General features: G+C 66.5%; 12 protein-coding genes. 7 read left to right on the top strand and 5 right to left on the bottom strand.

Annotated features, from left to right (window positions below; translation table 11 throughout):
- Positions 1–36 precede the first annotated feature (36 nt).
- On the bottom strand, positions 37–372 hold the full coding sequence (locus tag OHA72_RS15060) for a hypothetical protein (protein WP_327008442.1): 336 nt from the start codon (positions 370–372) through the stop codon (positions 37–39).
- A gap of 301 nt (positions 373–673) precedes the next feature.
- Between OHA72_RS15060 and OHA72_RS15055 the strand changes: the two genes are divergently transcribed.
- The 3 genes from OHA72_RS15055 (at position 674) to OHA72_RS15045 (ending at position 4,538) form a co-directional block, all read left to right on the top strand.
- Positions 674–1,843 (top strand): chymotrypsin family serine protease, encoded by a 1,170-nt coding sequence (locus tag OHA72_RS15055; protein ID WP_327008441.1) that lies wholly within the window; start codon positions 674–676, stop codon positions 1,841–1,843.
- Positions 1,844–2,109: 266 nt separating this feature from the next.
- Complete coding sequence (locus OHA72_RS15050; RefSeq protein WP_442788719.1) at positions 2,110–3,300, top strand: IS701 family transposase; 1,191 nt, start codon at positions 2,110–2,112, stop codon at positions 3,298–3,300.
- Between the two features lie 935 nt (positions 3,301–4,235).
- The gene (locus tag OHA72_RS15045) at positions 4,236–4,538 is read left to right on the top strand and encodes a hypothetical protein (RefSeq protein WP_327008440.1); all 303 of its coding nucleotides are present in this window, start codon (positions 4,236–4,238) and stop codon (positions 4,536–4,538) included.
- A gap of 112 nt (positions 4,539–4,650) precedes the next feature.
- Here the strand turns inward: OHA72_RS15045 and OHA72_RS15040 are convergent, their stop codons facing one another.
- Positions 4,651–5,388 carry a hypothetical protein gene (locus OHA72_RS15040; protein ID WP_327008439.1) on the bottom strand — a complete coding sequence of 246 codons (738 nt, stop codon included), beginning with the start codon at positions 5,386–5,388 and terminating at the stop codon, positions 4,651–4,653.
- A gap of 155 nt (positions 5,389–5,543) precedes the next feature.
- Here OHA72_RS15040 and OHA72_RS15035 point away from each other — a divergent pair, with 155 nt between their 5' ends.
- Together OHA72_RS15035 and OHA72_RS15030 are read left to right on the top strand one after the other, a co-directional pair.
- A complete protein-coding gene (locus tag OHA72_RS15035; RefSeq protein WP_327008438.1) occupies positions 5,544–6,374 on the top strand; it encodes a hypothetical protein in 831 nt (276 codons plus the stop codon).
- 265 nt (positions 6,375–6,639) lie between these two features.
- A complete protein-coding gene (locus OHA72_RS15030) occupies positions 6,640–6,999 on the top strand; it encodes a hypothetical protein (protein ID WP_327008437.1) in 360 nt (119 codons plus the stop codon).
- 177 nt (positions 7,000–7,176) lie between these two features.
- On the opposite strand, the gene OHA72_RS15025 is transcribed toward OHA72_RS15030, so the two are convergent.
- Positions 7,177–9,009, bottom strand: a complete 1,833-nt coding sequence (locus OHA72_RS15025) for an ankyrin repeat domain-containing protein (protein WP_327008436.1) — start codon at positions 9,007–9,009, stop codon at positions 7,177–7,179.
- 799 nt (positions 9,010–9,808) lie between these two features.
- Here OHA72_RS15025 and OHA72_RS15020 point away from each other — a divergent pair.
- Both OHA72_RS15020 and OHA72_RS15015 read left to right on the top strand, forming a co-directional pair.
- Positions 9,809–10,024: a hypothetical protein gene (locus tag OHA72_RS15020; protein ID WP_327008435.1), complete on the top strand. Its 216-nt coding sequence runs from the start codon at positions 9,809–9,811 to the stop codon at positions 10,022–10,024.
- A gap of 432 nt (positions 10,025–10,456) precedes the next feature.
- Positions 10,457–10,990, top strand: a complete 534-nt coding sequence (locus OHA72_RS15015) for a GNAT family N-acetyltransferase (protein ID WP_327008434.1) — start codon at positions 10,457–10,459, stop codon at positions 10,988–10,990.
- Between the two features lie 131 nt (positions 10,991–11,121).
- Here OHA72_RS15015 and OHA72_RS15010 read toward each other — a convergent pair whose 3' ends face one another.
- Entirely contained in the window at positions 11,122–11,718 is a 597-nt protein-coding gene (locus tag OHA72_RS15010) for a hypothetical protein (protein WP_327008433.1), read from the bottom strand.
- 370 nt (positions 11,719–12,088) lie between these two features.
- The gene (locus tag OHA72_RS15005; RefSeq protein WP_327008432.1) at positions 12,089–12,856 is read right to left on the bottom strand and encodes a hypothetical protein; all 768 of its coding nucleotides are present in this window, start codon (positions 12,854–12,856) and stop codon (positions 12,089–12,091) included.
- Between the last annotated feature and the right edge of the window lie 172 nt (positions 12,857–13,028).

The raw sequence follows: 13,028 nt of genomic DNA, 5'->3' as shown, positions 1-13,028 counted from the left end.
CGGACATTGTCGCTGCCCTATGCCAGCTGCCGGGGTTCAGTTCCGGTGGCGGTGTCCGGCCCGTCCACGAGCCGGCGACAGGTTGGCGGCGAAGGGCAGGGTGTGCGGATGATCCGGACCCCAGATGCCGATGGCGCGGTGATAAACCCCGAGGTCGTGCGCGAGTCCGACGTCGCCAGCGAGGGCACGGTCAGTGGCCAGGCTGGCCTTGGCGCACAGCGTCATCCAATGCCAGTGCCGATCGTGGCGAGTGGCAGGCGCAGAGCTGCTGGCGAAGGACGACATGATCACCGACTCCACCATCGTCCAGCAGATCCGCGCAGGCGTCTGAGCGGTACATATCGACCGCTGGTCCAGCCCGACCGGTGTCACCCGAGCATCAGCAGCTCGGGGGCCGCCGCGACGATCAAGCCGAGGCCGCCCGCCGCGGCCGGCCGTGACGGTCAGCCGGGAGGCGGCCGAACAGCCGACATCTGCGCGTCTTCAGGACCGCGCCCGACGCGGTGTCGCATGACGGCGACGATACCGGGTTCGCCGATGGACCGGCTGGCCGAACAGTCATTCCTCTATGGAGGTCTGGCCAGTTACACCCCTCCGAATCCCTGACAACAATCTTCCGTTGACGCATCCATTTATTGACATGGGGGAATACGTGAGACGTCGTCTAACGGCCATGGCTGCGCTCGGACTGCTCGCCTCCACGATGACCGCCGTCGAGGCGGCTCGGGCGTCGCCCGGCGACGAGCACGCCCGAGAACGCGATCAGCTGGTGGCCATCGAACGGCTGCGGCAGGTTGTCGACAGCGATCCGGTCCGATTTGCCGGGCTTTCCACCAACGGCGCCGGGCATGTGACGGTTCATGTACTGGGCGCAGCTGCGACAGCACGGCCGGATCTGCGGGAGATCCGGCAGACGGCCGGAGCCGCCGGGATCACCCTGACCGTGGTCGACCAGCGACACAGCCTTGACGAGCTGACCCGCATCCAGCGCGCGGTGGTGTCCGACCAGCGGCTCGCCGCGGTCGGCTCGGCGCGTGTCATCGGAGCTCGCGTCGACCCGGAGACCAACAGCGTGGTGGTCCGGGTTACCGGCAAAGCCGCGGCACTGACCCTCAAGATGCAGCAGATCTACGGTGACACCGTCCGGATCCAGCCGACACCGGAACTGTTCGAAACCCTCGGCCGGTTCAACGACACCAGTCCGTTTTACGGCGGCGACCGGATTGGCAACCCCACGAAAATTTGCAGCTACGGATTCAGCCTGACCAACCTGTATGGGATCCGCTACGGCATCACCGCAGGCCACTGCTGGCCAGAAGGCACGCCGGTCTCAGTGACACGCGCGGACGGCGGCACGGGCGATCGCGGCGAAGGATACGACGTGTTCGGCACCGTCCAGTTCCGCCGCAACGGCGGCGGAGCGTTGGACAACGAACTCATCGGCGGGCGCGATTACGGCGGCTTGATCTGGGTGAGTGACATCCTGTGGAGCGACGGCAACATCGCGCTGCCTGTACACGAGGCCCGCGCCTCCTGCAGTGGCTGCTACGTCTACGTCAACGGCTCCGTCTCCGGCAAGCGGCTGGCCAAAGTCAACGGCTTCGAGGACTGCATGACGGTCGGTGGCGCCTATTCGTGCGGTCTCTGGTCGGCGACCAGCACGGACGGGCAGCCGATCTGCAGGCACGGTGACAGCGGCGGACCCGTCTTCGCCTACGACGGCAGGGGAGGCGTCGTCGCCGTCGGCATCCTCACCGGCGGGTCCGAGGACGGGACCTTCTGTGTTTACACCGACATGCCCCGCATCCTGAGTTCCTGGCAGAGCACCATAACCACCGGCTGATTCCCTATCGGGGATCTGGTTGCAAGGCCCGGCTCGGCCGTGCTGGCTTCCGGTCGGAAGATCGTTGGTGGGGAAGGTCGCCTCGTTTGTTCGCGCTGTGCGCGTGTGACCTGTATGCCCTGTGTGGGTGCGCTGAGGCGCCTTCCCCGCCTTCGTCCTAGTACTGCAACGGCGGGTCGCTACCTCGTGTGGTTCTGGGTCGTTTGCCGGGTGTGGTGACGGTTGAGCAGGTCGAGGGCTGGGACGATGACTTTCGGGAGTACTTCCTGGGGTTTTCGCACTGGTTCAGTCGGGCGGATATCCGGTGGCGGGCGTTGAAGTATCTGCGTGGGTTGCTGGCGCCGATCGAGCGGCGGAACGGTTGGACGCTTGCTGAGCTGGTTGGTGACCGGTCCCCGGATGCGATGCAGGGGTTGTTGTGCAGTCCGTGTTTCGACCGTGAGGCGGTCCGTGACGAGGTCCGCTCGGGTGTGCTCGCGGCGATCGGCGACCCGCGCGGGGTGCTGATCGCCGACGAGACCGGATTCGTCAAGAAGGGCAAAGCCTCGGCGGGAGTGCAGCGGCAGTACACCGGTACCAGCGGCAAGGTCGACAACTGTCAGATCGGGGTGTTCCTGGCGTATGCCAGTCCGGTGGGGCGGGCGTTGATCGACCGGGAGTTGTACCTGCCGGGGTCTTGGACCACCGATCGGGACCGCTGCCGTCGGGCGAGGGTCCCCGATGAGGTCGAGTTCGCGACCAAACCGCAGCAGGCACAGACGATGCTGGAGCGGGCTGTGGCAGCGGGAGTGCCGTTCGCCTGGTTCACCGCTGATGAGGCCTACGGGCAGAACCCGGGCCTGCGTACCTGGTGTGAACAGCAGGACATCGCCTATGTGATGGCCACCCGCTGCGATGATGAGGTGTCCTCCGGGTTGCGCACCACCACGCGTGTGGACGAGCTCGTCGCCAAGATACGGCCCGGCGCGTGGAAGCGGATGTCCTGCGGCGACGGCGCGCACGGGCCCCGGGTCTATGACTGGGTGGCTACGCCGATCCGGCAGCAGTTCCCGCACGGCCGCCGCGGCTGGGTCCTCGCTCGGCGCAACATCAGCACCGGGGAGGTGGCCTACTACCGATGTTTCGGGCCGCGCGGCACCCGGCTCCGCGTCCTGGTCGCCACTGCCGGCGCCAGGTGGGCAGTGGAGGAATCGTTCCAGACCGCGAAGAATGAGACCGGTCTGGACCAGTACCAGGTCCGCCGCTACGACGCCTGGTACGCCCACATCACCCTGGCCATGGCCGCAGCGGCGTTCCTGGTCATCACCCGCGCCGCCGAGCAGGCGCGGGGGGACCGAGCCCGGACCAGACATGCTGATCCCGTTGAGCAGCAACGAAATCCGTCGCCTGTTCACCCGACTGGTCTGGACCGTCCAGCACCACGCCAGTCACATCCTGCACTGGTCACAGTGGCGTAGACGCCGACAAGCGCAGGCCAGAGCCGCTCACTACCGCAAACGACTCGAACCGCCGTAAGACACGACCCGCCGTTGCAGTACTAGGCCGAGTTCTTGTTGCTGCGCAAGCGGCGGACATCCTCGGTCGCGGTCCCCCGCTCCGCGTTGATGTTCTTGGCCTGGTCGGGGGGTGACGGGGTTGCCGTCGGTGTCGCAGATGGCGTAGGGCATGCCGCGGTGCATGACGGTCCAGAGTCGTTCGGCGAGCCGCCCAGCCGCGACGCAGAGGGCTTTGAGGTGTTCAGCACCGCGTGCTGTCATCTGCTGGTGGTAAACCCTGGCCAGATGTGGGTCCTGTTTGCAGGCCCAGTCCGCGGCACAGATCATGGCCGCTCGAGCCAGCCGGGACCCGGCTTTGGACATGGACTGGCGTGTGGGCCGCCGCCACCCTCCGACATCGCTACGATCCACCGAGCGCACGGCAACCTCGACAAGCCATCAACGAACTCGAACACGTCAGCGAACTCGACCGGCAAGTCGACCACCCCGACCTCGCCGCAGACACCGCATTCCTCGAGCAAGTTTGCCAGGAACAAGCGACACGCAGGCACAGGCGTCGGCCAAGGTGGCTGGGACGTTGGCGGACGGACGGACGGACCGACCGACCATTCGATCGCTGGCGACCCTCTCACAACTGCAACCAAAGTGATCTTGGCTCGCGTCCGCTCATGCCGCGACTGCCGCGCGTCCGTGGGGACTGTGCCGGTCACCATCGGTGAAGGCAGCGGTGACGCCATGGCTTGCCGTCCTGCCGATGAGCGAGCACGTGCTCTTGGCTGGGTGAGGGCTGCCCGTCATGATCAGAAGACGAAGGGAGCGGCAGAGGTGGCGATCGGTGAGCGCGCTGCCCGGCGCTCCTCCTCGTGGCCTGACCGGTGGCGGTGCATCATGTCAGCATGGACATCGTGGGGCCGATAGCCGCGCTCTGTCTCGGACTTCTCGTCTTCGGAAGCGCCGGCGCGCTCGCCGTGAACTACCGAGGATTCGCAGTAACGTTCGCTCGGCGCGCCGAGCAGTCGGCCCGCTCGGTAGGGATAGGACAGCAGCGCCTGCCGCACCCGATGGATCAGCACGACCACGTCATCTTTGTCCGGATCATAGGTGGTGTCTTCGCTCTGGTAGGCATCCTCATGATGGCGACGGTGATCGGTGGCATCCTCGGCCTCATGGACGTGTCATACGGAGAACCAAAACCCTGAACGACTGCCCGCCCATGCCGCCGTTGGTGCGTGGCGGCCGGTCGCTGCTCGTCACGATCGGTGATCGCCCCGGCGACACTGATGGCTTCCTGAACTGCCGATGAGCGAGTACTCAACTGGAGATGGTCGGGTCTCCGGAGGCCTGCGCGTCCTCCTCCTGAAGCTGCCGGTGCGTCACACGGTAATGCTCCTCGGGTGCGTCCGAGACGTACGTCGTATCGGCACCACTGAAAACGTGCAAGCCGACATCCCCGAACTCGATCCACAAGCCTGCCATGCTCCAGCCGGCAACCAGATCCATCGGCAACTCGCCGGTAAAATCCACGTCGACGGTGAAGTACGGGTTCTCGGTCACCGCCCATCCGGTCAGCACGCGACCGGCAGCCGCAGCGAGCGGGTGAGGGTGCGACGATCGCCACTCGTGCGGCCGGCCGACAAAGGTGAACGCCGTCCCCAGATCGATGGTGTTCCAGCTGATCGACAAGCGGTCGGCTGCGTCCCAGGCGAGCTCCAGCTGCACACCGCCATCGAACACCAGCACCACCGGGATGACCGGTTGCCACTTGTCTCTTGCCAGCTCCCAGCCGACCCAGCCGGCCCGCAGCCGTTGACCCACCAGCGCGAGCAGGCGAGACCGCTGGCGACGCAACTGCTCCGGCGCGGGCGCATAGTCGGCGTTCCATCCAGACATCGACTTGTCCCAGCGAGTCGTCCCAGGCTTGCTCTCCACAGCGCGGATCATACGGATTTCGCCGCCGCTGCCGTACCGGCTCGTCAAATCGGCATCGATCACTGCCCGGTGCACGCTCATGCCGCCGGTCGGGCACCACGGTTCGTCGGAGGTCGTCACACTGCGTACGCCGTTCCGGCGGCGTCCGCGGCGTGCGTCGCTGCGCGTCGTGCCGATCGTGCACTGCGGCCCGCCAGAGGTCGTGACGCTCCGTACGCCAGTTCCCCAGACCTCAACGGCCGGGCCGGTGCGCGCCCGTAGCCGATGAGCGCACATTGATCGAGGTGTACGGCAGCGGCTGGTGCTCGTCTGCCAGCATGGTGCGGATGGGGACGACTATGCCGATCTTCTGGATCGGTGGCACACCGGGATCGGGAAAGTCGACAATAGCCCGGCAGCTCGCTCGTGAGCTCGACCTCGCGCTCCACCCGATCGACGCCTACACCTACGACCACGTGGCACGCCTCGGCACTCTCGGCCCCTCACTCGATGACGTGCTCGCGTTGGGGGCGTCGGCCGCGGCCGATGACTTCGAACGAACGTCGGCGCTCAGGCTGCCCGCCGTGATGGACGACGTGCGAGCAGCTCAGGTTGGTGGGGTGCCGACCCTCGTCGAGGGACCGCAACTGCACCCGCGAGCGGCACCCGCATGGTCGCCCATCGGCGCGATCTGGCTGATCACCACTGCCGAGCGCACGCGCGCGGCTCGACAGCAACGGCTCGTGGACGCAACGCACGCCGACCACGTCCGGATGGAGGCTCTGGTCGAACGGGACACGGTGATCGGCGCGCGACTACGGTCGGCGGCAGCCGATGCGGGCCGGACTGTCGTCGAGGTCCCGACCAACGTCGACTGGGATCTTGTCATGGCAGCGGTGCGTGAAGCTGTCAACACCGCCGCGGCAGCGTTCGAGCGGCTTCGGCCGGGACGGGAACTGTCGGCACGACGCCGCCACGAAAACCACGTCGTCCATCGTCAGATCGTGGCGCACGAGCGGCACATCGGCGCAACGCTGCCAGCGTTTCCATACGCATGCCAGTGCGGGCGCAGCGGCTGCACCGACACGATCCCGGCCACATCCGACGCATACCGCACACGCGACTGAGCCGCACCTGCGCCACGAAGTCCTGCGTGTTCGCCACCCCAAGGCGGATGCACGGATCTGCCGCAGGTCTCGCGCGGCGGGCGACTCGGAGATCGTCACGCTTCGTGGCCGCGAGCCGGGTGCGACGACGTACAGCAACTGTGCTCGCTCGCTCGAAGCCGATGAGCGCTCGCCCGGGCATGGATCGAGCCGAGTTGGCGCGGCCCTCGATGGCCGGGCATGATCTTCGCGCAGTAGAGGAAGACGCCAGGTCAGGGAGACGGTCATGGCAACCCGGAAGACCTCCATCACCGAGGTGCCCTATGACGAACGCGGGAACCTGCTCTTCTATGTCGAAGGCTCGCGCGGCTACTCCTACCTCGATGACGATTCATACGTGGTGGCGTACAGCATGCGACCCAACGTCGCGTTCACCGCGACACTGACCCTGGACTCCATGCGAACCGGGCGATCCGCGAAGTACCTGGTCTGGCGCGACGCCGACGGCCATCACTATCCGATGTTCATCTCGGACCTCACGACGATGCTGCCCCTGGTCACCGTGCGCCGCGGCGTAGTGTCCGGCACCTGGATCGTGCGCAAGAAGGGGCAGAACTTCGGCATCGCGCTCGACACGGGCAGCTGAGTCACGCACCGGCGCGCTTCCACCGCTTGCTGCCTCAGCCGGCCCCGCTGACGGCAAAGGTTCGACGTCCGGACATGCCGCTGCCGGCGCTCGGCGCCAGTGACGGTAGGCCATTGCCGGTGGTAACTGGCATAGCCCTGCCTGTCTGCCCGTCGCCGGGCTCGTCGGTGGGGATGATCATCCCCCGTCGTGGACGGACACTGCGGGTTCGGGGCGAGACACGGCACCAGACGGCGCGCGGGCCACGACGACGTCGTCGGCAGGTGCGGACCATGACACTGCACCCGGCACCGGCAAGCCGCCGACAGCCCCCACATCGGGTGCGGGATCGGGGCGCGGTGCGGCACCCGACAGCCTGTGAGCCGTGACGGCGCCCACGGGTTCGGGCCAGGAGGCGGGATCCAGCAGCGACAGGCCGGGGGCCGCCCCCGCGGCGTTCAGGGCCGAGTACAGCTCGGCTGGCGCGGCGTGGACCAGCGCCTCGCACATCGCGGTGGAGCCGAACCGATCGACGGCGTTGACGTCGACGCCCGCGGCGAGCAGACGGTGCAGCAGGTCGACGTCGTCGAACTGGTGGATGCGGTGCAGCAGGGTCCGGCCGTGGCGGTCACGGATGTGCGGGTCCATGCCGGCGTCCAGCAGGGCGGCGACGACCCTACCGCCGCCGTGGTGCATCCGCCGCCACAGGTCGTGCCGTTGTTCGCGGAGGCGTCTTGGCAGGAAGCCCTCGCCACGGTGCCAGGCGAGTTCTGCCGCGAAGCATCCGGACATCACACCGCCGAGCGTGCGGAGCGCCATCTCCCGTTGCCGCTCGTCGTCGTGGTGGTCGGGCAGTTCCAGTCGGCCGCGCCGTAGCAGCAGCTGGTGCCACCCGCCACCGCACCGGATCCTGACCCGCTCGCCCTCGGTGAAACTGGCCGGGACTACGGACGGCTGCGAGGCGGCGCGCCCAGCCGAACCCGCGGACGACGACGGAACCGAAACCGTGACGTTCGTGGAGGCGCGACCAGGCGACACCGAAGGGAACAGCGCGGCGCGGACCAGCGGGTGCACGTCGGCGACGTCAACGCGGCCGTAGCGGACCAGGTCCAAGTCGGCGGGAGCGCGCAGCAGCTCCGGGTGCAGGCAGAAGTCCGCCTTGAACGGCGTACTGGAAGCGGCGGCGGTCGTCTTGCCGATGATGAGCCGGTGACGGACACCATCCGACGTGAGCTGCCAGCGCTGCCAGGACGGTTCCCTGCACCATGCCTTGCGCAGCTCCCACGACCGGCGGCCGAACTGCGCCGAGACACGGCACACCTCGATCGCCGCAAGTGTTGGGCTGACGCGGTCGAGGTTCCTGTCCTCGCGCCACAAGGCGTTCTGCGATGAGACGTCGTCCCACACGCACCCGTACCGTGAACACTGGTGTCGCGCGCGACCGTGCTGCCGACACCCGCGCCGGTCGCACCGGTGACCCGGCCGGCCGTGCTGCGGTCCCGTGCTCGACGGTCCGTCGGCGAGCAGCCAGCCGGCCGCGGCCCAGGCACCGGGGCTGCCCACCGCCTCGGCGGGCGGCGCCGCCCGCAACTCGTGCGCCCGGCGGGTGTCCCACATGTGCGGTGGCACGAGGAAGACCGGACCCGGTGCGATGTCGCCGGCGCGCACCACGTGCAGGGTGAGCCGCTGCGCCGCGGTCTTCCAGCCCGGAGAGCGGACGCCGAGCACCAGAGTGTCGGCCGTGACCGGCCCGTCGGGGGCGAGAACATACCGTGCCCGAGGCACCAGCGCCGCGGTGCCGTCCAGCGACCGTGGCAGATGCCAGCGGAGCAAGTCGGGTGCGAATCCGGCGAGGAGGCCGGCGACCGGGTCCGGGTCGTCGAAGGTCACGGTGACTCGCGCCGCCGCACAGGCGGCCCGCCAGTCGTCGCGTTCCCGTGCCTCGGCGCACTCCGCAATCATCCAATTCGGCACCGCGTAACGCCGGATCAGCCGCCACTCGTCCAGCGCCGCGAACAGCCCACCTGCCATCTCAACCACCCCGCCTCGTCGCGCGCATGCTACGGCGACCCCCTGACACTTTTCGCAGGCCGCGGCGGCAGCTTGGGACAATCTCAGAATCCTGGTATTGACATGCCGCACGGGCAGACGCACGGGCAGACGCACGGCATGGAAGGGATGTACCGGTGGGCATCGCGGTTGATGGGCAGGCCCGAGGCGGCCTGGCTGGCGGACGCCGGCGTTGCCGCCGTCGAAAACCCGGCCGACCGGCTACCTCCACGTCAACCTCGTCGCGGATGCGTACACGCCGCTGCGTTCGGACGCCACCGAGGGGCGCCACGCTGCCCGCCTACGTGCACGGCGACGGCTTCGACGCCCCGTGGCGGTAACGGCCTACCGGGCGGGGGCAACGCCGACGTCAACGCGGCCTGCACCGTATGCCAGCTGACGTGGTACTTCGCCGCGATCACCCGACCGGATAGACCGTCGCCGGAATCCCGGAGGATCGCAGCGGACAGCTCAACCCTCGACACCCCGCGACATCGGCATACTCCCGTACCAGACCTGGTCTGAACCGTTTGATCACGTGCGCGCTCATGCCGCTGCGGGCGCTCGGTGGGCGGTCAGGGGTCGTTACCGACGGTGAGTGGCTCGCCGAGCCTGGGCATCCGATCATGCCGATGAGCGCGCACTCGATCTGCATCAACAGCCCTGAGGACCTATGCGGAAGGAGGTGTCAACCGACCGCGTGCAGTACCGATCCCGAGAGGGTGCCTGGCGACCCTTCCCTACACTCGACCTATGGCTAGAAATATCGCCGACCTCCGCGGTGCCCGATGACGAGCTGATCGCAGAACATGACGGCCATGCGAAGCACACGGTTGTCGGCACTCAGTACTACCTGGATGAACTGAACCGTCGCGCGGCTGAACGCTCCGCCGAAGCGACGAATCGTCTTGCCCACCGGGCTTACGTCCTGACCTGGGTCAACCTCATTGTTGCGGTCGTGGCCACCGTTGCCGCAATCATTGCGCTGTTCGGATAACAACGGCTCATGCGGGTCTGCGGCGGAACGCGCGGCGACTTCGACGAGACGACCATTCGACTAGCTTCTCGCGACGAGCCCAGGTCCACTGTCGTGGTCCGGATGGACCACGGCGACCGGAACAGGCTGGCAAGCAGCTGGGCGATGCCACCACGGTCGCGGCGGCGGAGGTAGGCTTCAGTCGTCGCCGGGACCGGCTGGTGGTGCATCCACCCGCATCGAGTTGCGCCCGATCCCTGCCGAGCTTGATCGAACGTTCGCACATACCGCGATGAGGCTCGCTTCGGAACATCACGCCCCTGCCCGTCGCCGAGCTCCCACATCTGCCGAATGAGGGCGGCGACGAAACCGCGCTGCTTCTGATGAAGAGGTGATCCGGCAGTTCGTCAATAATCGGGCGACACCAATGCTGCCAGTAATGACACTGCTGCAATGATTTCTCTTGATGAGCCACCTCGGTTGGTGTTGCCGACCGTCGACGTGCGGGTCTCGTACCTCGTGGGCGAACAAGCCACGTGCCTGCTCAGCGGCAGCCCCACCGACTGGCTGGGACCAGCGAGCGAGGACTTCACACGGTTTGTGGCCGACCGTCTCGGAGTCCGGACACGCTGGGATGTGCCCTCCACGATCTTCTGGTACGTCTCGGGCGAGTACTACCTGGGAACGCTCGTCGTCCGGCACCACCTCACCCCTGACCTGGCCGAAGTAGGCGGCCATATCGGCTACCACGTGGTGGCACCCTGGCGGCGCCAAGGCCACGCCACGCGAATGCTCACCGCAGGTCTTGCGGAATGCGCACGACTGGGCATCGACCGCGTGCTCGTGACCTGCCCCGAGGACAACGAACCATCACGCCGTGTGATCCTGGCCAATGGGGGCGTACCGGACGGACACAAGCGGGGCGATGACCGATTTTGGATCGATCTCGCCGACGGCACCAGCGGGCGCGTCATAGCACCGTCATGAGTCCCGACGTCCGGCGGAGATGTTGAGCACAGGAACTCATGAATGCGCAGAATAGGCTCGCGACCAGACTCCGTCGACGCGCTCATCTGCCGCTATTCGCGCATTACCGCACCGCTACTTGTCGGATCACGTCAGCGGGCGCGTACCCGACGCCGAAGAAAGTAGTCGGTTCCATTGATGCCGCTGTTGGACTGTTGACTCATTAGCTCCCAACCGTCTTTTCCGAGTTCATTCAGCAATTGTTCGATACGAACGCGATCGCGGACGTCAAGACGCTCTCGGCCGGGCCAGGAGATGTAGGCGTTCCATTGCATACGGCCTGGATTGTCAAAGTCACCCTCCTGGCAGTGGTCAATCTTTGCATACTCCCAGCCAGCATTCTGGTCGGAATGCCCGTAAAGGTTTTGGGTACCAATAACCGTGCCGCCATAGACTGTGTTGCCAACGGCAGAGCCGTCAGAACCATGCACATTGTTGAGGTTCACCGTGTTTACTGCCCCCTCTAGAAGATCCCGAAGCTGCAGCTGCTCCACCGCAGCAAGCGAATTCACCCAGTTCGTCAGGTGTGGCGACGGTTCCACGGAGGCCGGATCAACCCGTCGATCCCGAAGCCAGGCGTGCAGTCGCTGAACGGGCGCGAGGCTTGTGACGAGTGTGTCGGCCCGGCTGCCAATCACCCCGGATGCCGCAGCCGCACCAATGAACGAAATGATCTCGCCTACCGCCATTGCCGCCCATACCTCCGTCGTAAGATGGCTTCGACTATACCGAGGCCTCTCCGACGATGGTCAATCACCAATGTCGTAACACTGACTCACATCGTTTGACCACTTTTGTCCGATGCGGCAGTAGTGTGGGGGCTTCATACGTAGTCATGGAGTTAGGCGGCTTCGACCTTACGCTGTCAAGATCAGCTAAGCGCATCTACTGCTGCAGGTCATCCACGTCGTCGGTGATATTCGCCTTGGTGGGCAATGTACTCATCTGCCGCCGATCGGGCGCTCCGCGACGGCTTGCCACGTGCTTATGTCCAGCATGCGATCCGTGGCACAAGCGCGTCGGCTGTACGGGTCGTCCGTCGGCTCGTCACATGAACGATCAGGCCTCCCTGACCACGGCCTTCAGTATCGTGTCGGCGATGCGCGCGGCATCGGCAAGCGGGACAGTTCTGTCGCCAGCAGGGTTGGCGGTCCGCGCGGCGATGACCAGCTGCCGCAACTGTTCCCCGAGCGCCATCGCGCCGGCGTTGCCGAGGTCTGTGCTGAGCCATCGGAGCCATTCCGCGATGAGGTCTGCCTCATATCCGTTCTGCCGTGTCTCGATCAAACTGCGGTCGGACAGCAGGATGATCGCGGCCGCAAGCCGCTGATGTGGTGAGTCGTGGCCGTCCAACGCCAGGCCCCGCTGGTCGGCCAGGTGCATCCCATTTCGGTCCGACGTGAGGACGTCGAAGAGTACCGGCCCGGTATTGGGCAGTGGCCTCACCTGAGCGTCAGCGGCGATGTCCAGCCCGACGTAGACGTGAGACGCGTATCCAGGGTCATCGACCCGAACGATCACCCGCTGTGGACCTGTGTGCGAGATCCGCTGCGTCCATCGTCGGAGCCCTTCGATGTCACCGACGCAGATCCGGTGATCCTCAAGTGTCAGGTCCCCGTCGAAGACGAGCGCCCCGAGCATCGGCATCGAACCTGACCAGAACGACACCCGGGTATGACCAACCTGGCCACGTGTCTTGACCACCACGTGCCGCCCGTCGGTGTCGGCAGGGCCGTCGCCCCAGTCCAACTCTGGCCAGCCGGTCGACCCCACGATGAGGACAGCATGGTTCGCGTACACCTCGACCGCGCCTGTCAACATCTGCAACCAGTCTCCGCAATGAACAGCTCGGCAGGCAGGTGCCTACAGCCGTGGCCACAACATAGCGCGTGCCGCCGATGCCGCCAGATCGGACGCGCACATCTGCCGCCGGTGGTGCGCGGCGGCTCGCCGACGCCCATCACGCTCTGTAGATCGCTTCGGCAGCCCATCTTCGGCC

Origin of the sequence: Dactylosporangium sp. NBC_01737, assembly GCF_035963215.1 — a bacterium.
GTDB lineage: Bacteria > Actinomycetota > Actinomycetes > Mycobacteriales > Micromonosporaceae > Dactylosporangium.
Note: the sequence above shows the minus strand (reverse complement) of the source record. Positions and strands in the feature narration are given on the sequence as shown.